The organism is Cedecea neteri NBRC 105707 = ATCC 33855 (genome assembly GCF_001571265.1).
Lineage (GTDB): Bacteria > Pseudomonadota > Gammaproteobacteria > Enterobacterales > Enterobacteriaceae > Cedecea > Cedecea neteri.
Genome location: NZ_BCTL01000042.1, coordinates 38,844 through 59,998, shown reverse-complemented (window position 1 = coordinate 59,998; position 21,155 = coordinate 38,844). Strand labels below are relative to the sequence as shown.

At 55.2% G+C, this 21,155-nt stretch carries 21 protein-coding genes; 12 read left to right on the top strand and 9 right to left on the bottom strand.

Translation table 11 applies throughout. From position 1 onward, the window contains the following. Positions 1–29: 29 nt before the first annotated feature. From CNE01S_RS17870 to CNE01S_RS17855, 4 genes are all read left to right on the top strand, one after another. Positions 30–1,637 carry a 5-oxoprolinase subunit B/C family protein gene (locus tag CNE01S_RS17870; RefSeq protein WP_061277597.1) on the top strand — a complete coding sequence of 536 codons (1,608 nt, stop codon included), beginning with the start codon at positions 30–32 and terminating at the stop codon, positions 1,635–1,637. Beyond that, positions 1,618–3,348, top strand: a complete 1,731-nt coding sequence (locus CNE01S_RS17865; protein WP_061277596.1) for an acetyl/propionyl/methylcrotonyl-CoA carboxylase subunit alpha — start codon at positions 1,618–1,620, stop codon at positions 3,346–3,348. Before CNE01S_RS17870 ends, CNE01S_RS17865 begins: the two co-directional genes overlap by 20 nt. 95 nt (positions 3,349–3,443) lie before the next feature. Further along, complete coding sequence (locus CNE01S_RS17860) at positions 3,444–4,430, top strand: Fic family protein (protein WP_061277595.1); 987 nt, start codon at positions 3,444–3,446, stop codon at positions 4,428–4,430. Positions 4,431–4,596: 166 nt separating this feature from the next. Further along, on the top strand, positions 4,597–6,078 hold the full coding sequence (locus CNE01S_RS17855) for an APC family permease (RefSeq protein ID WP_061277594.1): 1,482 nt from the start codon (positions 4,597–4,599) through the stop codon (positions 6,076–6,078). Between the two features lie 59 nt (positions 6,079–6,137). Here CNE01S_RS17855 and CNE01S_RS17850 read toward each other — a convergent pair whose 3' ends face one another. Then, positions 6,138–6,845, bottom strand: a complete 708-nt coding sequence (locus tag CNE01S_RS17850; protein WP_061277593.1) for a cache domain-containing protein — start codon at positions 6,843–6,845, stop codon at positions 6,138–6,140. 27 nt (positions 6,846–6,872) lie between these two features. Then, the gene (locus CNE01S_RS17845) at positions 6,873–7,592 is read right to left on the bottom strand and encodes a FadR/GntR family transcriptional regulator (RefSeq protein WP_061277592.1); all 720 of its coding nucleotides are present in this window, start codon (positions 7,590–7,592) and stop codon (positions 6,873–6,875) included. Positions 7,593–7,828: 236 nt separating this feature from the next. Between CNE01S_RS17845 and CNE01S_RS17840 the strand changes: the two genes are divergently transcribed. The 4 genes from CNE01S_RS17840 to CNE01S_RS17825 all read left to right on the top strand — a co-directional run bounded on the left by CNE01S_RS17840 (position 7,829) and on the right by CNE01S_RS17825 (position 13,013). Further along, positions 7,829–9,256: a gamma-aminobutyraldehyde dehydrogenase gene (locus CNE01S_RS17840; protein WP_061277591.1), complete on the top strand. Its 1,428-nt coding sequence runs from the start codon at positions 7,829–7,831 to the stop codon at positions 9,254–9,256. 11 nt (positions 9,257–9,267) lie between these two features. After that, positions 9,268–9,741: an ester cyclase gene (locus tag CNE01S_RS17835; protein ID WP_061277590.1), complete on the top strand. Its 474-nt coding sequence runs from the start codon at positions 9,268–9,270 to the stop codon at positions 9,739–9,741. 157 nt (positions 9,742–9,898) lie between these two features. Further along, entirely contained in the window at positions 9,899–11,803 is a 1,905-nt protein-coding gene (locus tag CNE01S_RS17830) for an NAD(P)-binding protein (protein WP_061277589.1), read from the top strand. A gap of 7 nt (positions 11,804–11,810) precedes the next feature. Then, the gene (locus tag CNE01S_RS17825) at positions 11,811–13,013 is read left to right on the top strand and encodes a cytochrome c (RefSeq protein ID WP_061277588.1); all 1,203 of its coding nucleotides are present in this window, start codon (positions 11,811–11,813) and stop codon (positions 13,011–13,013) included. Between the two features lie 76 nt (positions 13,014–13,089). On the opposite strand, the gene CNE01S_RS17820 is transcribed toward CNE01S_RS17825, so the two are convergent. Together CNE01S_RS17820 and CNE01S_RS24630 are read right to left on the bottom strand one after the other, a co-directional pair. After that, complete coding sequence (locus CNE01S_RS17820) at positions 13,090–13,338, bottom strand: DUF2442 domain-containing protein (protein WP_061277608.1); 249 nt, start codon at positions 13,336–13,338, stop codon at positions 13,090–13,092. After that, entirely contained in the window at positions 13,322–13,564 is a 243-nt protein-coding gene (locus CNE01S_RS24630) for a DUF4160 domain-containing protein (protein WP_072279174.1), read from the bottom strand. The genes CNE01S_RS17820 and CNE01S_RS24630 overlap by 17 nt, the downstream gene beginning before the upstream one ends. Positions 13,565–13,727: 163 nt before the next feature. Here CNE01S_RS24630 and CNE01S_RS17815 point away from each other — a divergent pair, with 163 nt between their 5' ends. Next, a complete protein-coding gene (locus CNE01S_RS17815) occupies positions 13,728–14,426 on the top strand; it encodes an RluA family pseudouridine synthase (protein WP_061277587.1) in 699 nt (232 codons plus the stop codon). A 24-nt stretch (positions 14,427–14,450) separates the two neighbouring features. On the opposite strand, the gene CNE01S_RS17810 is transcribed toward CNE01S_RS17815, so the two are convergent. The 4 genes from CNE01S_RS17810 to CNE01S_RS17795 form a co-directional block, all read right to left on the bottom strand. Beyond that, complete coding sequence (locus CNE01S_RS17810) at positions 14,451–14,696, bottom strand: DUF2543 family protein (RefSeq protein WP_061277586.1); 246 nt, start codon at positions 14,694–14,696, stop codon at positions 14,451–14,453. Positions 14,697–14,758: 62 nt separating this feature from the next. Beyond that, positions 14,759–15,622, bottom strand: a complete 864-nt coding sequence (locus tag CNE01S_RS17805; protein WP_061277585.1) for an efflux RND transporter periplasmic adaptor subunit — start codon at positions 15,620–15,622, stop codon at positions 14,759–14,761. Next, the gene (locus tag CNE01S_RS17800; protein WP_061277584.1) at positions 15,619–15,834 is read right to left on the bottom strand and encodes a DUF1656 domain-containing protein; all 216 of its coding nucleotides are present in this window, start codon (positions 15,832–15,834) and stop codon (positions 15,619–15,621) included. The genes CNE01S_RS17805 and CNE01S_RS17800 overlap by 4 nt, the downstream gene beginning before the upstream one ends. Beyond that, positions 15,824–17,839 (bottom strand): FUSC family protein, encoded by a 2,016-nt coding sequence (locus tag CNE01S_RS17795; protein WP_096754177.1) that lies wholly within the window; start codon positions 17,837–17,839, stop codon positions 15,824–15,826. The genes CNE01S_RS17800 and CNE01S_RS17795 overlap by 11 nt, the downstream gene beginning before the upstream one ends. A gap of 78 nt (positions 17,840–17,917) precedes the next feature. Here CNE01S_RS17795 and CNE01S_RS17790 point away from each other — a divergent pair, with 78 nt between their 5' ends. Further along, on the top strand, positions 17,918–18,712 hold the full coding sequence (locus tag CNE01S_RS17790) for an AraC family transcriptional regulator (RefSeq protein WP_061277582.1): 795 nt from the start codon (positions 17,918–17,920) through the stop codon (positions 18,710–18,712). Continuing rightward, positions 18,684–18,935, top strand: a complete 252-nt coding sequence (locus CNE01S_RS26005; protein ID WP_369406090.1) for an FAD-dependent oxidoreductase — start codon at positions 18,684–18,686, stop codon at positions 18,933–18,935. Before CNE01S_RS17790 ends, CNE01S_RS26005 begins: the two co-directional genes overlap by 29 nt. Here the strand turns inward: CNE01S_RS26005 and CNE01S_RS17785 are convergent. Beyond that, positions 18,904–19,812 carry a LysR family transcriptional regulator gene (locus tag CNE01S_RS17785; RefSeq protein WP_061277581.1) on the bottom strand — a complete coding sequence of 303 codons (909 nt, stop codon included), beginning with the start codon at positions 19,810–19,812 and terminating at the stop codon, positions 18,904–18,906. The genes CNE01S_RS26005 and CNE01S_RS17785 overlap by 32 nt on opposite strands. A 104-nt stretch (positions 19,813–19,916) precedes the next feature. On the opposite strand from CNE01S_RS17785, the gene CNE01S_RS17780 reads away from it, so the two are divergent. After that, positions 19,917–21,107 (top strand): MFS transporter, encoded by a 1,191-nt coding sequence (locus CNE01S_RS17780; protein WP_061277580.1) that lies wholly within the window; start codon positions 19,917–19,919, stop codon positions 21,105–21,107. Positions 21,108–21,155: the final 48 nt, after the last annotated feature.

Here is a 21,155-nt window from a genome sequence, read left to right as displayed (position 1 = left end):
GCGTTTATGTCGATGGCAGGGGAAATAACGTGAGATTTTTAGCCGTTAATCTAAGCAGTTTTTTGGTGGAACTCAGCTCGCTCGACGAAACGCTGGCGCTTTTTGATTCCCTGAGCGCCGCACCTGAAAAAGGCATCGAAGAGATTATTCCTGCCGCCCGCACCTTGCTGGTCCGCTTTTGCCCGCGAGAAACCAGCCTGGCGTCGCTGGCCGAAAAAATAGCGTGTCATTCTTTGACCCAGCGCGCGGCGCGCGGCAGCCAGCAGGTCACGATCCCGGTTCATTACAATGGCGAAGATTTGCCAGTCGTGGCTGAACTGTTGGGCATTGAGGTGCAGGCTTTGATTCGCCGCCATCAGGAATTCGTGTGGAACGTCGCGTTTACCGGTTTTGCGCCCGGTTTCGCCTACATGGTTTCTGACGCCGGGGGCTGGCAAACGCCGCGCCGCAGCACGCCACGCACCCGTATTCCTGCGGGGTCCGTTGCGCTGGCCGGTGAGTTTAGTGGTATCTATCCGCAGGCCAGCCCAGGCGGCTGGCAGCTTATTGGCCAGACCGAGCTGAAAATGTGGGATCTCTCCCGCGAACAGCCCGCACTGCTGATGCCCGGCGCGCAGGTTAACTTTATCGACGCGGCGAGAAGCACCAAAACTGTCTCGCTGCCCGCGCGCGTCCTCCCGCAAAGTCTTCCCGAAGGTGCTGGCGCAACGTTGACGGTGCTGGCTACCGGGTTGCAAACGCTGTGGCAGGACAATGGCCGGGCGGGAAGGGCTGGTATGGGGCTTTCTGAATCAGGGGCGATGGATAAATCCGCGCTGCATGCGGCCAACCGTATTGTGGGCAATCCGGCCAACTCGCCGTGCCTTGAAATTACGCAGGGTGGATTTCGTGCCAGAGTGACGGGCGATGTGGTCATCAGCGTGACCGGGGCTCTGTGCCCACTGACGCTGCGTACGGCGCAGGGCGAGCGTTATGCGGTGGACGGCTATCGGCCGCTAAATCTGGCGACCGGGGACGAGATTCACGTTGGAGCTCCAGCCCGAGGTTTACGCAGCTACCTCGCCGTTCGCGGCGGGTTTATCGTGCCGCAGAGCCTGGGCAGCGCAGCGCGCGACAGCCTGGCGCAGGTTGGCCCTGAACCGCTGGGCGTGGGCGATATTTTAGCGACCGGGGCGCATTCAAATCCCGGCCCGGTACAGCTCAATGAGCTGCCGGCGTTGCCGTTACCCACGCCAGAAGACACCGTTACGCTGGATATTGTGCTCGGGCCACGTACCGACTGGTTTACCGCTCAGGCGCTTGAAGTGCTGACGGCTCAGTGCTGGCAGGTGACTCCGCAATCTAACCGCATTGGCTTACGCCTTGTCGGAGAGCAGCCCCTGGCGCGCAGCCAGCACCAGGAGCTGCCAAGCGAAGGCACCTGCAGCGGCTCCATCCAGGTTCCCGCCAGCGGGCAGCCCGTTCTTTTTCTGCACGACCATCCGCTCACCGGCGGGTATCCGGTGATTGCCGCCGTGGCTGAATATCACCTCGACCTGGCCGGGCAAATCCCACCGGGCGCCTCGATTCGCTTCAACGTTATCCGACCTTTTTTGGAAATAGCAGGGAGTAAAACCAGTGACCACCGCGACGCATAAAGTTCTGATCGCCAACCGGGGCGAAATTGCCGTCCGTATTATTCGTGCCTGCCGTGATTACGGCGTAGAGGCCGTGGCGGTTTACTCTGATGCGGACGCCGATGCGCTTCACGTTCGCATGGCCGATGAAGCCTGGGCGCTGCCCGGTATTCAGTCCAGCGAAACCTATTTAAATATCCCGCTGCTGGTGGATATTGCTCGCCGCAGCGGAGCCACCATGGTTCACCCTGGCTACGGTTTCCTTTCGGAAAGGGCCGAGTTTGCCCGGGCGGTACAGGCTGCCGGGCTTATCTGGATTGGCCCCGAGCCGGAGACAATTGAAAAGCTGGGGGACAAAGTTCAGGCCCGCAAAATAGCCCTGCAGGTTGGTGCTCCGTTGGTAAAAGGCACGGCTGACCCGGTAAGCAGCGGTGCCGAAGTTGTCGATTTTGCCTCGACGTATGGCCTGCCGGTAGCGATTAAGGCCGCATTTGGCGGCGGTGGGCGAGGGCTGAAGGTGGCCTGGCAGCTTGACGAGGTTGAAGAGCTTTACCAGTCGGCGACGCGCGAGGCGTTAAGCGCCTTTGGCAGGGGCGAGTGCTACGTCGAGCAGTATCTCGACTGCCCACGGCACATTGAAGCGCAGGTGATTGCCGACAAACACGGCAACGTGGTGGTGCTCGGCACCCGAGACTGTTCGCTGCAGCGCCGCAACCAGAAGCTGGTAGAAGAAGCTCCGGCGCCGTTTATCAGCGAGGAGCAGAGACAGGAAATCTATAGCGCCGCACGCGATATCTGTGCCCACGCGGGCTACGTTGGCGCGGGCACCGTTGAGTTCTTACTTAGTCGCGACGGCAAACTGTCATTCCTTGAGGTCAACACCCGCCTGCAGGTAGAACATCCGGTTACCGAAGAGACAACCGGGATTGATATCGTCGTGGAGCAACTTCGCATTGCCGAAGGTTTGCCGCTGAGCATTCAGGCCACGCCGGTGCCACGCGGTCACTCGTTTGAGTTCCGCATTAATGCTGAAGATGCGGGCAAAGGCTATTTGCCTACGCCGGGCAAGATTAGCGTATTCCGCGCGCCGTCCGGCGCAGGTATTCGCCTCGACAGCGGCGTGGAGGCCGGGTCTTCAGTGCCCGGCAGCTACGACTCTTTGATGGCGAAACTGATTGTCACCGGCAGCACCCGCGAGCAGGCCATTGCCCGCGCCCGCCGGGCCCTGCGTGAATTCGAGATTGACGGCGTGGCTTCCGTGCTGCCGTTCCATCGCGCCGTGATGGACGATCCTGATTTCACCGAAAACTTTGCCGTGCACACCCGCTGGATTGAAACGGATTTTGCCGGGCGTATTGCGTTTGCTCCGCGCCAGACTCCCGCTGCGGATGAGGTTCTGACCCGCAGCTGGATAGAGCTGGACGGGCGTCGCGTGCAGCTGGGGTTGCCAGCAAGCCTGTTGGGTGGCCTTGCGTTGGCGAATACGGACCATGCCCCGCAGACGATACCTCAAATCATCAATGAAGCAGCAATCGAAGCGCCGATTTCCGGCGTGCTTCACGGCTGGCTCAAAGAGGACGAAGCGGCCGTCGAGCAGGGAGAGATTATTGGCGTAATGGAGGCCATGAAAATGGAGGTTCAGGTGGTGGCGCACCGCAGCGGCAGACTCAAACGTGGCGTCGAAAAAGGCGCTTCTCTTGCGGCCGGCCAGCCTCTCGGTGAAATTGGCTAAAATCTAAGGCGGGCTTGAGCTCGCCTTTTTTCCTACTGGTATGTCGGTGTAAGTGTCGGTATAAATGTCGGAGAAACTTTTCCCGGAGCAAACCGATGAAGCCCTACCGTCCTCCCTTTTCTCTGACTTCCTCTATTCTCAGCCGCACCATTGAAATTGGGGAGCTGCTGGGGCAGTGGTCATCGAATGCCCAACGGACCTCTCCGCTGTTACGCAAAGAAAACCGTATCCGCACTATTCAGGCTTCTCTGGCAATAGAGCACAACAGCTTATCTGCCCAACAGGTGACGGCGATTATGGAGGGCAAGCGGGTCCTGGCTCCGGCAAAAGATATTCAGGAAGTCCGCAACGCCATTCTCGCCTATGAGGCGCTTTCCGGCTGGCAAAGTGGCAATGTTGACAATCTATTGTCAGCGCATCGGGTGCTGATGCTGGGTCTGGTCGATATGCCTGGCCAACTTCGCAGCGGCGATGTAGGCGTTTACAGGGAGGGGAGGCTGATACATATGGCCCCGCCGGCAAGCCAGGTGGGCCGGCTGATGAATCAGCTGTGTGACTGGCTTCATGGCACCGATCTCCACCCGCTGGTTGCCAGTTCTGTCTTCCATCATGAGTTTGAGTTTATCCATCCTTTCAGCGACGGCAACGGACGAATGGGGCGGCTTTGGCAGACGCTGATTCTGAGTGAGTGGCGAGCCGAGCTTGCCTGGCTACCGGTTGAGACGCTAATTCACGACCGCCAGGAAGCCTATTATCGGGTGCTCAGAGAGTGTGACCGCCGGAGTGACTGCACGGCTTTTGTGGAGTTTATGCTGGATATGCTGAAGATTGCACTGCAAGAAGGCGTGGCCCATAGCCGACTGGAGGAAGAGCCAGCCCCATTTTTTGCCAGACGGTTGAGTGCAACGGCCGGGCAAATCCTGAATCTAATTGTGGAAGAACCGTCGATAACCATAGCCCGACTGGCGGAGGCCACCGGCTTAACCAGCCGCACCATAGAGCGTAATCTCAAAACGCTTCAGCAAGACGGGCGGCTGGAGCGTATAGGCGCTGCACGGAATGGCTACTGGCGAGCAAAATGAAGCGACATTTTTCAGGGATGTGACATCATCACCACCACTAACTGGTTAACAATAAGATAACATTGTATCTAACAAAATTGTGACAAAGCACAATATACATATAACTTAATATGTTTTATAAAATGTAGCCATTGCCTGCAACTATGCCCCCTAAAGAGAAAGACATATGGAACAGACATCTGCTACAAAAAGTACCGATTCCCAGCCGGAGAAGGGGCAGCAGTTCAACCGCTCCATCGGCCTGGTGTCCAATTTTGCACTCGGTTTTACCTACCTCTCGCCGTTGACCGCCGTGTATTCCCTGTTTGCGCTGGCGATAACGCTCGCCGGGCCACCGGCTATTTGGTGGATCCTGATTGCCGCCTGCGGGCAGCTGCTGGTGGCCCTGGTGTTTGGCGAGGTAGCTTCGCAATACCCGATAACCGGCGGGCTTTATCCGTGGGCCAGAAGGCTGTGGGGCAAAAAATATGCCTGGATTGCCGCGTGGATTTACCTCTGGGCGCTGGTGGTGACGATTACGTCTATCGTTGAATACACCTCGACCTTCGTGGCTTCGCTCTTCCATTACGGCGATACGCCGTTTGCGATGCTGCTGACTTCTGTGGTGCTGCTCACCATCATGATGGGCGTGAACATATCCGGGACGAAAAACCTGGCGAGGGTCGCCCGCTTCGGCTTTTGGTGCGAAATCATCAGCGTGATTGCGCTCGGTATTTACCTGCTGATTTTCCACCGCAATCAGCCATTCTCCGTGGTGTTTGACGCTATGGGTGCGCTGGCGAAAGACGGCAGCTACGGCACGGCGTTTATGTCAGCGTCGCTGATGGGCCTGTTTATGTTCTTCGGCTTTGAAGCCTGCGGCAACGTGGCGGAGGAGGTCAAAAATCCAGGGCGTAAGATCCCGGTGGCGATGATCCTCAGCATTGTCTTCGGGGCGATCTCTGCGGTGATCTCTATCCTGGGTTATCTGCTGTCATCTCCGGATCTGATGAATATCGTGAACGGTAAAATAGCCGATCCGATCCCGGCCATTTTAAATGATGCGCTGGGCGAGAAGGGCGCAACCGTGTTTATCGTGATTGCCATCGTGGCGATGCTCTCCTGCATTCTGTCTCTTCAGGCCGCGCTGAGCCGCCTGATCTTCTCGTTCTCCCGCGACAAAATGCTGCCGGGCAGCGAGTGGATGGCGAAAATCTCGAAGCACAGCGTGCCGGACAACGCGATGCTGATAAGCTGCCTGCTGCCGATGGTGATTTGCGTCTGGGTGTACTTCCAGCCGGATAACCTTGCCCGCATCACCGCGTTCGCCGTGATAGGGATTTATGTCTCCTTCCAGATGGTAATTCTGGCCGCACTGCGCCAGCGGCTCAAAGGCTGGAAGCCTGCGGGAGAATGGACGCTGGGGGCGTGGGGTATGCTGGTGAACGTGTTGGCGCTGGCCTACGGCATTGGCGGCATCTGGCTGCTGGCCCAGCCTGCCGATAGCGCAACCTTTATTGACCGCTGGACGGTGTTGATTGGCCTGGCGTTGGTCATCGGCTCAGGGCTGGTTTATATGTCGATTGCCAGGCCGTTCGGTCACTCTGACGCGCCTGAAAATGACGCCATTGAATACGCCAAACGGCTAAATCTTTCTCGCGAGTATTAATAAAAAGGGCCTTATGGCCCTTTTTTTCTGTATGCTTTTGTCCACATTATTTAAGGGGCTTATGCCCCTTTTTTAATCAGCTCATATAACGTGCAGTATTCCGTGTTATAGACTTCAACCGCCTCGGCGGTATTCAGTAATTCACCGACGCGGTATTTAGGATAAGAAGAGAAAATAATCCTCTTATCTAAATTAGTCAGCACAACTTTGTGGTTATTGAACAGCGGAAGTAATTCTTCCTCAACTTCGCTGACCAGCACATCAATTGCCGCCACGCCGATGAAACGCTGATGAAAATAAACCGGCATTGCCGACGTTAAGGTATAAGACGTATTACAAACGTAGTCGACATAAGGGCCGTGAATATAGGCCTGGCCGTTTTCCTGAGCATCTTTAAACCACTCAAAGGTCCTGAAATCCAGCCGCTGTTGGGTGGCCTGGTCCAGGTCGAGATTCACCTTTTTCACGCCGTCGGCTTTTTTGTACCACCATTCCAGCAACCAGTACTCTTTTTCCTCCGTGCTGCCAGCAATGTGGCTGGCAAAGCCAGAGCCTGAGCAGTAAGGCGTCTCGTTCAGCGTCTCTTTGATCTGTTCCTGAATGGCGCGTTTTACCGCGGGATCCAGCAGCAGCTTATGATCGTCGCCGTGAAACGCCGCCAGCGTGGACTCAACCTGCCCGGCCAGCGCTACGGTTGCCTTAATGGTGGTGGAAATAATGTCGTCAATCTTACGGGTAAAAGGGATGAGGCTTGCAGGTACATTCATGGCGATGCCCGTGTTGTTGTGTCGGTTTTATTTATATTTTAATTTTCTTTCAATGAGATAGAAGGTGAAAGTGTCGATTAGCTGCGTGGCAAGCCGCACCGCCTCCTGCTCGTGATGCGTTTCCAGCGCGGCGATCAATTCGGTATAAACATCAATCACTTCCCGATGAATCGCTTCATCACGGTAAAGAATGGCCACCAGCGAAGCCCACTCGGCCTGCAGCAACAGCTCCTGGTTGGCGAGCCTTGCTGACTGCGAACTGGCGGAAAGAGCCAGCAGGCAGCGCATATCCGCCTGGGTTTTTAGCTCTGGCGTGCTGGCAGATTTCAGCGCTTCAACAAACTCCCGCAGCCGGGTGATATCCGCGCTGGTCATGCGCCTGGAGGCAAGCTTTGCGCTGTGGCTAATTATGGCGCAATGCATTTCGCCGAGGTCTGAAATATAGTCTGAGCTGATGGCCTTAAAAGGGTAAAGCGGGGTCTGAAATTCGCCGCTATTTTCGCAAACAAAGCTGCCGCCATTTCGCCCACGAACGGTGTGGATTAAATTATTCGCCCGCAGTGTATTTAGGGCTTCGCGTATTGTTATGTGGGAAACGCCCATCATTTTGGCAAGGTCGGCCTCATTAGGAAGCTGTTCATTTGCCTCGAGCAAACCAGTAATAATTGCATTTGAAAGCCGCTGCACAATTTGATCGGATCGACTTGCCTGTCCTATAGGTGCGAATATTACTGCGTGAGTAATCATAGTGCTCTCTGATTAAAATTCCCTGAATCAACGGTTATTGATAGCACAGCCCGGGCCTTTAAGAAAGGCATCGACGGACTACCAGAAACGGCGGTTTTCACGTCTTGCACGGCGTTGTCATGTAAAAACATTGTTAAATTGTGGGGTTGATCATGTTGCTATCAAGCGCGGATTGAAAAGTCGCCAATCAAAAGATATTACATAATATTGTTTATGTTTAATTTGAGGAGAAGGCGATGCAAACCCTGAAGCATTTTATCAACGGGCAATATGTGGCGGGCCAGCCAGCCACGCTGTTTGATCTGGTCAGCCCGGTCAACGGCGAGGTTTATGCTCAGTCGCCTGACGGCGGCGCGGAAGAAGTTAATCAGGCTTACGCGGCGGCAAAAGCGGCGTTTGCCGTTTGGAAACATTCCCTGCCGTCCGAGCGGCAGCGCGCCTTGCTCAAGCTTGCCGACGAAATTGAACGTAACGCTGCGCGTATTGTGGAGGTGCAAAGCCAGGAAACGGGTCAGCTGAAACACTTTATCGAGCGCGATGAAATCGCCGCCTCCTGCGACGCTATCCGCTTCTTCGCTGGCGCGGCTCGCTGCCTTGAAGGGAAAGCCTCCGGGGAATATGCGGCCGGGTTTACCTCCACTATTCGCCGTGAGCCGCTGGGGATCGTCGGGCAGGTCACGCCGTGGAACTACCCGTTTATGATGGCGGTGTGGAAAATCGCCCCCGCGCTTGCGGCGGGCAATACCGTGGTGCTTAAGCCGAGCGATACCACGCCCATCAGCACCCTGATACTCGCCGAAATCGCCGCGCCTTTATTCCCGCAGGGCGCATTCAACGTGGTGCTGGGCAAGGCCAATACCGGCTCGCTGGTGGTGTCCAATCCGGAGGCTTCACTGGTATCGATTACCGGCTCCGTTCGCGCCGGGCTGCAGGTTGCCGCCTCCGCTGCCGCCAACCTGACCAAAGCGCACCTTGAATTAGGCGGCAAAGCGCCGGTGGTGGTGTTTGCCGATGCGGACATGAACAAAGCGGTGGAGGTGATTACCGCCGCAGGCTTCTCGAATGCCGGGCAGGACTGCACCGCGGCCACGCGCATTATCGTGGAAGCCTCTGCCTATGACGCCTTCCTCGAAAAGCTGATTCAGAAAACCAAATCCATCACCTTCGGCGAACCGGATGACAGCCAGGCCCTGTACGGCGCGCTGAATAGCCGCAACCAGCTGGAGCAGGTGACGGGCTTTATTGAGCGGCTTCCGGCTCATGCAAAAATCGAAACGGGCGGTAAAAAGGGCGCAGGCCCCGGCTTCTACTTTGAGCCGACGATTATTTCCGGCCTGAAGCAGCGCGACGAGGCCATTCAACACGAGGTCTTTGGCCCGGTGATGACCATCCAGTCTTTCAGCAGCGAAGAAGAGGCGCTCAGCAGAGCCAATGATGTGGAATATGGCCTGGCGGCAAGCGTCTGGACCAGCAGCCACAGCCGGGCGCAGCGCTTCAGCACCCGCCTCGATTTTGGCACCGTGTGGATCAACAACCACATCCCGCTGTGTGCGGAAATGCCCCACGGCGGCTTTAAAAAATCCGGCTACGGCAAAGATCTCTCCTCCTATTCGCTCGACGAATACACCCGTATCAAACACATCATGTGCGATATCACTGAATAAGGATCCCGGCGATGAAAATAGTCAATGCTGCTGCGCTGTCTCTGGTTCTGTTCTCAACGCTGGCGCTGGCGGACAGCTCTCCGCTTTCTGTCGTGAAAAATTATATGGCCGCGTGGAATGCCCACAAAGCCGGGCAGGCGGCGGAATACCTTGCCAGCGACATGGTGTATTACGACGCTGCCGTCGGCACGCCGGTTGAAGGGAAAGAAAAAGCCGAGAAAGAGGTGATTGGCGCGTTTATTAAAGCGGTGCCGGACCTGCACTGGCAGATGACCAGCGAGCCGGTTTACAACAAAGACACTATCGCTTTCCGCTGGACGTTCAGCGGCACCAACAGCGGTGAATGGAGCGGCAGCCCGGCGACGAACAACCCGATCAAGTTTGAAGGCGTGAGCTTCATCAAAGTCAGCCACGGCAAAATCAGCTGGCAGGGCGACTACTACGACTCGAAGAAACTCGACGAAGAGTTGAAGCCGCGCCAATAGCTGACAGCGCGCCGCTGCCGGTCGGCCTGCGGCGTTCAGGCCCCCCGTTACCAGAAATGACACCAGCGTTAACAGGCTTATCGCGTAGCGAAGCGGCAGGGAGTTTGTTATCATTTGGTGAATAATATGTCTAAAAGACTGATAAAAAAGGTTATCTATGTCTATTACCCGACGTGACTTTCTTAACGGGATGGCAATTGCAATTGTCTCTGGTTTAACGCCTCTGGAACTGGTGAGGGCCACCGGCAAAGCGCCCGGCAGCGCCGTTATCAATGCAGATTACTATCCGCCGAGCCTGACAGGCCTGCGCGGCAACCACCCCGGCTCGTTCGAAATGGCACATGCCCTTGGCCGTGAGCACGAAAAATTCGACTTCGGTAAGTTGCCAATAGAAGAAGAGTACGATCTGGTGATTGTCGGCGGCGGGATCAGCGGCCTGGCGGCAGCCTGCTTCTGGCGCGAAAAAATGGGGAAGGAGGCAAAAATCCTTATCCTCGATAACCATGACGACTTCGGCGGGCACGCCAAGCGCAACCAGTTTAACGTCGGCGGCAAAACCCTGCTTGGCTACGGTGGCAGCGAGTCTTTCCAGTCGCCCAACAGCAACTTTAGCCCGGTCGTTCACGGCCTGATGGACTCCCTGGGCGTTAGCATCACGCGCATGAAGAGCAGCTTTGACGCCACCTTTTACCCGAACCAGAACCTGAGCCGCGGCGTGTTCTTCGACAAAAAGAACTTCGGCGAAACCAAAATCGTCAGCGGAGATCCTGGCCGCGCGGTGTCGGACGACATTCCGCCGGACAGGCTGAATGGCCGCAGCATCGAAGCCTTTATCAACGACTTCCCGCTGAGTGAAGCAGACCGCAAGGCGCTGCTGGATCTTCACGTCAACCCCGCCGATTACCTGCAAGGCATGACGGTCGAGCAGAAAACCGAATGGCTGGATAATCACAGCTACCATGAATTCCTCGAGAAGAAAGTCGGCTTAAGCAAAATGGCGCTGATGTACTTCCAGCAGCGCACCAACGACTTCTTTGCCATCGGCATTGAAGGCGTAAGCTGCAGCGACGCACGCGCCTGTGCGCTGCCGGGCATGGAGGCGATGGGTTTACCGCCGCTGGATGGCGAGGCGCTGGCCGACCTTGAAGAGCCTTACACCTATCACTTCCCGGACGGCAACGCCGGGCTGACGCGGCTGATGGTTCGCAAGCTGATCCCTGAAGCGCTGCCGGGCAGCACGATGGAAGATTCCGTCACCGCCAGGCTGCACTATGAGCTGCTGGACAGGCCGGAAAACGGCACCCGCATTCGCCTCAACAGCAGCGTGATTAATGCCGCCAATGCTGATAACGCCGTGGTGGTGAGCTACATCAACAACCAGAGCGGCAAGCTGCACCGCGTGAAGAGCCGCAACGCTATCATGGCGGGCTACAACATGATGATCCCGTATATCGTGCCGGAGACGCCGGAGCAGCAAAAAGAAGATCTGCGCCTCAACGTCAAAGCGCCGCTGGTCTACACCAACGTGGTGGTCAACAACTGGCGTGCTTTCAAAAACACCGGCGTGCATGAATTCTATTCCCCGGCGGCGCCGTACAGCCGCGTGAAGCTCGACTATCCGGTAAGTATGGGCGATTACCATCACCCGCAGACGCCGGATGACCCGATGTGTATTCACATGGTTTACGTCCCGACTTATCCGGGCAGCAACATGTCTCCGCGCGAGCAGTTCCGCCGGGGGCGTGCGTTCCTGCTCGGCTCCACTTTTGAAGCCCATGAGCAGATGATTCGCTCTCAGCTGCAGGAGATGCTGGGCCACACCGGTTTTGACCACGAGCGCGATATCGCGGCGATTACGGTCAACCGCTGGGCGCACGGCTATGCCTATTACGCTAACTCCCTGAGCGATGATATGGAAAAGATGCCCGAGATTATCAACCGTGCCCGCCAGCCGATAGGCCGCATCACGATTGCTAACTCTGACTCCGACTGGAGTGCTTATGCTCATGCGGCGATTGACCAGGCATGGCGTGCGGTAAACGAACTTGTGGCGATGGGGTAACCAAAAAATGAAACGTATTTTAGCGGCTATCTCAATCCTCTTTTCTGCCAGCGGCTATGCTGCCGTTTCCCACGGCGAGTACGTGGCGCGTGCGTCAGACTGTGTCGCCTGCCACACCGTAGACGGCGGCCAGGCGATGGCCGGAGGCAAAAAGTTTTCCACGCCGGTGGGGGATATCTACTCCACCAACATCACGCCGGACAAAACTCACGGTATCGGGGATTACAGCTACGAAGATTTCGAGAAGGCGGTTCGCCAGGGCATTGCCAAAGATGGCCACGCCCTTTACCCGGCGATGCCGTATCCTTCCTACGCCAAAATGACCGATGAGGACGTGAAGGCGCTGTACGACTACTTTATGAAGGACGTCGCCCCGGCGGCGACCGCCAATAAAGAGAACGACATTCCGCTACTGCTGTCTGCCCGCTGGCCTCTGCGCGTGTGGAACGGCCTGTTCGTGGATGACGTAAAATCCGGTGGGGTGGTGGTTGAAGCCCGCGGGGATAACGCCGAGAAAATCAAACGCGGTGCTTATCTGGTACAGGGTCCGGGCCACTGCGGTGCTTGCCATACGCCGCGCGGTATGGCGATGCAGGAAAAGGGCTATGATGATTCCAGCCCGGAATTTCTGAGCGGGGCAATGATCGACGGCTGGTATGCGCCTTCTCTGCGCGGCATGAATATGTCGACGCAGGAAGTGAAAGATCTGCTGAGCAAAGGCAGAAGCCAGCATCACGCCATTGCCGGGCCGATGGGCGAAGTGGTGACTCAAAGCACCCAGTACCTGACGGATGCAGACCTGGAAGCTATCGCGCTGTATATCGCCAACTTCAAGCCGCAAAAACCCGTGGCCATGCCGGTGAATGCTGCCGTGCTTGCTCAGCCGTCCGAGGGTAAAACCCTCTACATGCGCTATTGCTCAACGTGCCACAGCCCGGACGGGAAGGGCACCGACTTTAACGTTCCTTCGCTGGTGGGCAACTCGACGGTGATGGCAAAAGATCCGTCGTCGCTGATCCGCGTGATCGCCGACGGGGCGCATACGCCGCAAACCCAGGGCACAATTCCGTTCATGATGCCGGGCTACAAAGGCGTGTTGTCGGATAAAGAGATGACCGATGTGGTGAACTACGTGCGTGGTTCCTGGGGCAACGGCGCGCCTGCGGCGACCGAAGCTGAGGTGAAGAAAATTACCGGCGAGGGCAAATAGCGCCGTCAGATAAGCCGTAAACAGGGGCCTTTATGGCCCCAGTTTTGCGGCGGATGAAGTTGAATTCTATTTCTTTTCAGGCTGCGTCATGGGGGCGAAAGGTTGCATCACCGCGACCTGCGAGCAGCCCTTCAATCGAGATATCTTCGTTTAGAGCATCCCAGTGAATACCACGGGCGCTTAATTCATAGTCGGCGCGCTGCGCCTGATTTGCATTGAGCAACTTTGGAAACCATTCCAGCGGCACGCCCAACGTGCGTCCATCGCTCAGTTCAACCCACATTTTTTGATCATCAAAGCTCAGGTGTTTAGCTGAAATAGCCATGCCATGCCTCTGTAAATAATTTGCGATGCTGTTTAACGTAACCTTCCAGCTCGGTAATTTGTCTGGAACTGAAACCATCATTACGTGCAAGCGTAACGAAAGGGCGTAACCAGAATTTAGCTTCAGCCTCAGAGCTTCGGACATGAATGTGATCCGGCTCGAGGGGATTTCCTTCATTCGAATAGAAGAAGAAACTATACCCTTTAATTCTTAGTATGACAGGCATAAGTAAGCGCTCCATGCTCAGGCTTCACGTTTTTCAGAATGTGAAAAAATTATCCCTTCCTCAAATGAGTAGAGCAATTATTAGACTGAATGGGCTGTCATAATTGAGCAATGCCTCGGTAAATTCGCTATCATCCGCCTCCACTCTCCAGCCGGGCAGCCTGATGTCTACGATTATTGATACTTTTATTGCCCCGCCTTGCTTTGATGAGATAGACGTTCTTTATCAGGACGAGCATTTGGCGTTAATCAATAAACCCAGCGGGCTGCTGAGCCTTTCGGGAAAAAATCCGCAGAATCTCGACTCGGTACATCACCGGCTGGTGAAAATATTCCCCGGCTGCACGCTGGTGCATCGCCTGGATTTCGGCACGTCCGGGCTGATGGTGATTGCGTTGAATAAGGCGATTAATGCTTTGCTCTGCCTGCAGTTCAGCCAGCGTTCGGTTGCCAAGGTGTATACCGCGCTGCTTTGCGGGCATCTGGAGAATGATGAAGGGATAATAGACGCGGCGATTGCCAAAGATCCGGCGCTGTTTCCGCTGATGTCGATTTGCGCCGTAAGTGGCAAACCTGCTCGTTCACGTTACCGGGTTATCGAGCGGTTTTATCGGGAACTGGAAAGTGGCACCCGGCAGCCGTTAACGAGGGTGCAGCTTGCGCCTGAAACCGGACGCACCCATCAATTACGCATACACGCTCAATATCTGGGGCACCCGATCCTGGGCTGCGATCTGTATGGCGGGCTGGCGTTGCCGGGCACCGAACGAGCGCCACGGCTGATGCTGCATGCCAGCGAACTGCATTTTGTTCACCCCGTCAGCGGTGAGCTGATGGCTGCCCGTTGCGACAGCCCGTTCTGACGGGGAAACGCTTCGCGGCAGAAATTACTCGTTGCCCCACTGGTTCAGGAACTCGGCGATTTCGTCAATACGCTGTTCGGCAAGGCCAGCCTCAACGGCCATTTCGCCCTGCGCTTCCTCGCTGATTTCCTCGTTGTTCATTAGGCGAGTGACCAGCAGCTGGAAATAGCGCGCCACGGCATCACGCTCATCCTCAGCAACCGGCTTTGCCGATTCCGTCGAGTACTCGTCTGCGATGTCGTAATATTTCAGGTCGATTTCGTTGTTCATGGTTATCTCTGGGTTTGTTAGCCTGGCCGCGATAATAGCATTTTTGCCCGGAATTCGGCGCGTTAAGGCGTAACGGAAATACTCGCGGATAAGCCTGCCACTAACTCAACGCCTGCCGGTAGCCTGTCGATACGAATACGTACCGGCACCCGCTGCGCCAGACGCACCCAGCTAAAGGTGGGGTTGACGTCCGGCAGGCCAAGGTCGCCCGTTTCATCATTGCTGTCGCCGATGCCGTGGCCGATGCTTTCGACATGGCCGGGTATCACCGTGTCAAAGCCCATCAGCGCTATCTGCGCGCTGTTCCCCGCGCGAATATGCCGCAGCTTCGTCTCCTCAAAATAACCAACAATCCAGAAGCTTTTTGCATCAATGATGGCGACTTTTGTCACGCCTGCGGTGGCGTAGTCGCCGGGGCTGAGCCTGAGATGCGTCACGTAACCCGCAACCGGTGATTTTACGGTGGCATGAGACAAATTGAGCTGAGCCAGCTCCAGCGCGGCCAGCGCGCCCTGGTAGTTGGCGACGGCCACGTTTGCCGCACTGCGGGTTTGCTGTAAATCTTCCTTAGAAATCACGCTCTGAAGCTGCGTGCGCCGCGCGGCAGAATCCTGACGCATCAGCATTTCGTGACGCTTTACTTCAACCTCAGACTGGGCGCTACTGACGGCGAGCTTCAGCCAGCGCGGATCGATGACATAGAGAATATCGCCGCGGTTCACCCACTGATTGTCTTTCACGACCACGCTGCTGACCGGGCCAGAAACGTCCGGCGCAATTTGCACCACGTCGGCGCGAACGCGGCCATCCCTCGTCCAGGGGATTTGTGATTCATGCTTCCACATCGCAAAAGCGATAATCAGGGCCGCGGCGGTCGCGATGAGCGTCAGCGCGTAGCGGCCTGTCAGAGCAAAAAACGATTTCATACGATATACCTCTGGGCGTTAAGCCCCTGCAGCAGCAGGAATACGGTGAAAATATAAGTGGCGAAATCAATCAGTGGCCGACAGGGAAGTCGGCGGTAAACCCCGCTGAGCATCAGCAGCGAAAGCAGAAAAAGGGTGCAGAGTAACGCGACCAGCGCGATGACCAGCAGGGCGGGGAAATAAACGCCGCCAATATTCACATCACCGATCATCGGCTCGCTCCTTACCTGAGATATTCAACGCACAATGCAAATCTATTAGCCCGTAAATAAGCCGCCGGGTTAGCTCATCCGTCGCCGGAGAATGAGCGTTTATCAGCGAAAAAATATCCGTTTGTATTTTTCGGACGTCCGTTTCTTTGGCCAACAGGTTAAGCACCTCATGAACTTGTGCGGCGGTTTCCCGGTTGAGGTGAGCCAGCAACTGCCGCAGATGCAGCGCGGCTAGGCCCGTGCGCAGGTAGTGCAGCATTTGGTTAAGTATTTGCTCTGCGGACTGTTCGCTTCGCTGTAGGCGCGGCAGCAGCAGGGCCGTTCTGTCGATCATCAGGTTTGTCCAGGACACTTCATCCGGGGTAAAAGTGGCTTTTGCGCTGCGTTTGACATCACGGCGGCACAGTTTAAGCAGGCGATTGATTGCCGCGTCGGCCTGCACGGTTTGCAGCAGGCCCATGCCGAATACGGCAAAGCCGATAGCAATGAATAAAGCGATGGCGGTGTTAAGCGCCACGGCGAAGTCACCCCCGTAGTGGGGCCCCAGCCCGGATAAAATGGGGAGCGTTAGCGTGATGCCCATAGCCATAAACGTCGTCGGAGGCCTGGCCTGCAGCGATCCCGCCAGCAAATAGACAGGTGAGAGCGCGGCGGCCAGCACGCTGAACGTGGTGATTTGCGGCAAAATGGCAAAGCTGTAGAGCAGGCTTATCGCCACGCCATACAGAGAACCAAGAATGTATTTAACGAGATGAGGCGCAGGCGTGTCGAAGCTGCCAAACAACGTGCAGCAGACTCCGATGACCGACACCGCGGTCGCGCCGTCCGGCCAGGCCGAATAAATCCACACCAGGCACCCGGCTAACACCAGAGTGAAAGCACCCAGTGCGGTCTTTGCGGCTGCCGGGCCGTCTCGATGAAACACATAGCCTTTGGCTGGCGGCTCGTCTGCCAGCATCTGAGGTGGCTGTGCGATCGTCTGATACAACCTCTCGCACTGCAGCAGAAGAGTGATGGCTTCATAAAGGTAGGTGGCAAAACTCGCCTGCAGCATGTCCTCTGGCTGAAGCGCTGCTGCAGATAACATTTTCGCTAACGCCGAGCTTTGTTTTTCCAGCGCTTCACCCGTGATTTCAGACTCACCGTTTAGCCAGCTTCGGACGTCATCCTCCAGCCGCAGCAACTGAGTATTCAGCGCGTTTATCATCTGCCGGCGTTCGCTCAGTTCACTGTTCACCACTAACAGGCGAGCAAGCCTATCGTGCAGTTTTTTTCTGGCCTGGCCGACGGGAATAGAAAGAGCAAAATCAAAGGGAACATGGTGGTTGAGGTTCTGCAAAAGCTGAAGCGGCAGGGCCATATGCAGGTGTTTTGAGCCTGAAGATGGCCCATCGACCAGCGAAGCTGCCACGGACTGTCGCGCCAGACGCAGCGTTTCTGAGACTTTGGCGTTAAACAGCCCGGCGATTCGCTTTGGCAAAACATAGCGATGGACGAGGCTCGCACAGAGTATTCCCAGCGAAATTTCCTGCACGCGAGTGATTGCTGTATCGAAAATTGAACCGGGATCGTGCAGGGCAGGGAAGCCTATCAGGCTCGCCGTGTAGCCCGCCAGCACAAAGGCGTAGGCGCGGGGCGTGCGCTCAAGCAGTGAGAAATAAAGGCACAGGGCGATCCAGCCGCTGAGTACTACGCTGCACAGAACAGGCATATTCACAAACGCTGGCACGATCAAAACGGTCGCCGAGGCACCGACCACCGTGCCCGCCAGGCGATAAACCCCTTTGCTCAGCGAGGCACCCACCGTTGTTTGCGAAACGATATAGACGGTGACGATGGCCCAGGAAGGTGTCCCCAGCCCGATAGACAAAGCGAGGTAATACGCCAGCATGGCAGCCGCGAAGCTTTTGGCTGCATAAAGCAGGGCGTTAGCGTCATTCAGCAGACTAGGGGCCACATGCTTTCCCCACAAAGGGGGAAGGTGGCAGGCGTTTATTTTGTTCATGGCGGCCATTATTGCCGCGTTACAGCTATCGCTAAATATCCTATTCTGTCAAAAAATCCCTAAATGTTGCCAATTAGCATGAAGCCACTGCCCGCTACGAGCCTGTACGATCCTGATGCCGCGCAAGGCCCGGCGATAGCGCGCCGCCTCGATTTTGTTGATTACGCAGAGGAGGTGCCGGTTCACGTCCACCGGAAGGGGCAGCTCATTATTGCGCTTTATGGGGCGGTGGTTTGCCGGGCGGAAAATGAGATATGGATAGTGCCGCCCGATTGCGGGGTCTGGATCCCTGCCGGTGTGCCCCACAGCGCCAAGGCGACCTGGAACGCACATCTGGATTATTTGTTCATAGAGCCGGGAGCCGTTGCTCTGCCGGCGAAATGCTGCACTTTAGCGATTTCCCCGCTGATCAAAGCCCTGGTTGGGCGCTTAACCTGCGAGAGCGAGGAATATGCCCCCGACAGCCACGCGGCGCGGCTCGCAAGAGTGACGCTCGATGAATTAGCGACCATGCCGCAGCAGAATTTCAGCCTGCCCGTTTCGGCTAATCCCAAAATACGTGTAATGGCCGACGCGCTGGTTAGCCAGCCTGAGGACCGAAGCACCTTAAAAGCATGGGCAAAACGGCTGGCGCTCAGCGAACGCTCCCTGGCCCGGCTGATGGTGCATGAGACGGGGCTGACTTTTGGGCGCTGGCGGCAACAGCTCCATTTAATTATTGCGCTTAAGGAGCTGGCCAGCGGCGTAGCCGTGCAAAACGTGGCGGCGCAGTTGGGATATGAATCCGTGAATGCCTTTATCACCATGTTCAAAAAGACCATGAACAGCACGCCAGCCCAGTATTTTGCGGAGCGAAAAGCCGGAGATAAATGAGCTGTGTTCGAAGAGTAATGACCCTCAGATAAGCATTTTGCAATACACACAGGAGAAGGGCCGCGTGGCAAGAATGAAAAAAAGGATCGTCGTTGTGGGGGCCGGGATCGTCGGGGTTTCAATCGCATGGCATCTTGCCCGGCTTGAATTTGACGTCACCATTATTGAAAAAAATGAGCCCGCTATGTTGCTCAGGGCATATTGCTCAATTTCTGCTGCATGAAATCGATGAGCGCTCTTGTTTTAGCGGGTAAATAACGGCGGTCTGAATAAAGGGCGAACATTTGCAATGGGGCTGCCGATTGTTCGAACTTCACTTCTATTAATCGCCCATCGCTGATATAGGGTTGGCAGGCTTGTTTCGCCAGAATGGCAAATCCGACACCTGCTATTGCCGCTCGCCCGGCCATCTCCCCGCTGTTAACCCGGTAATGCCCATTAACCTTAATTGTCTCGAATTCCCCCTTGGTATTTACGAACTGCCAGGGAGCACCTTTCAGCGCACTTACCGTTGTAATGCAGGGTAATGCTTCAAATTGCTGAATATGAGTCGGTGTGCCATAACGCTGAATGATGGAGGGGGCGGCAACAATGGTGCAAGGGATAGTTATCAGATGACGGGCTATATAGTCACCGTTATCCATCTGACCACGGGTAATAATCACCGCTAAATCCAGGTCGTCGCGCAGGGATTCGAGGCCTGACAAATTTGTGACACAGCCGATCTCCAATGCCGGGTACAGACAGGCGAAATCGGCAATAATAGACCCCAACAATGCAGGGCCTATTTCATTGGGAATACAGATGCGTAATGGCCCCTTGAGCTGCATTTGCCGTAGCGTTAATTCTGTCTCAGTTTGCTCCAGTGCCTCCAGTAATGGCTTCGCTCGGGTATAGAGCAGGTGCCCCGCTTGGGTGAGCTTCATGTGCCGCGTGCTGCGCTCAATGAGCTGAAGGTTCAGTTTTTCTTCTAGCTGAGAAATACAACGACTCACATTTGAGGCTGGCATCTCAAGGACTTTCGCTGCCCCAACAAAACTTTCTCTTTCAACCACCGCGGTGAACACTTTCAGGGTATTAAAATCAAGAGCCGGACGCATCAATAATCCCATATTTGATAATAATGAATGTCATTTCTACCATATAATATATGCCGTTGATAGCAGTTAAACTCAGGACATCTTATCTCCATAGGTTGCTTGCTATGCCACGGGCCACAAAGACGTTTAGTTATCAATCTCTCATGCGGATAGCCATTGTCATGGCTTTTATCCAGTTCACAAATGCGCTGGAGTATATGGCGTTAACCCCTGTTTTTGCTTTTATGGCCGACGGGTTTTCGGTTCCGGTCTCATTTTCTGGCTATGTGTCGGGTATGTACACGCTGGGAGCTGTCCTCTCAGGAATTGCTGCTTTTTATATGATCGACCGGTTCAATAAAAAACGATTTCTGGTCACGAATATGGTGCTGCTGGGAGCATTCACATTTTTGATCACGCTCACTCGTCATTTTGACACTCTACTCGCACTGCGATTTTGCGCAGGGTTGGTTGGGGGGACGACAATGGGGGTGGGGACAAGTATTTTGATAAATTATGCCCCGGCTAACTTGCGTGGAAAAATGCTGGCAACGGTGATTGCCTCATTTTCGATGGTGAGTATCGTCGGCATGCCAGCGGTATTATTTTTGTGCACGCATTATGGCTGGCACACGGCATTATGGTTAATCAGTGCCCTTTGCCTGCTGTCTTTACCGCTGATAGTCTTTATTATTCCTAAGGATACGGTTTCACCTGGCGCGAAGAGGAAGCTATCTCTTGATTCTCAAACCTTATTTTTTGCCTCTTGCCCTGCAATAGTACAATTTAGCCCAATGCTGATTATTCCCATTCTGGTTCCATTAATGACACAGCATCTGGGAGCACAACAAAATATATTACCCTTATTGTTCTTAAGTGGAGGGGTGGCTGGTTATCTGTCTACAAAAATAACAGGTATTCTTACATCGCGTTTATCTGCAATGACGTTGGCAACAATTTCAACGCTGCTTTTTGTAGCAAGCTTACTTATTCCTGCGACGGGCTATCATAATGCAGTTCTATTTATAACCTTATTTCTTGGGGCCTCCTATAGCCGACTTGTTTCCGCTTCGTCGGTTGTGGTTCAGTATCCTGAGGATGACCAACGAGCCGGCTTTTCTTCACTACAGGCTGCAATGATGTCCTTGATAACAACACTCGCCTTCTTCCTGTCTGCCTTATTGCTTCCTGAGCAGGGCATCACAGTGCAAAATATAAACAGACTATTGGTTGTTAGTGCATTAGCCGCCTCTGTATTTCCTATGGTGGTAATAATCCTTCAAAAGAAACTGGCTGAACGTACTTGTCCAGCCTGACAGCTTCATCATTGACTACCGCTACCCATTAAAGAATTTGGAGTAGCG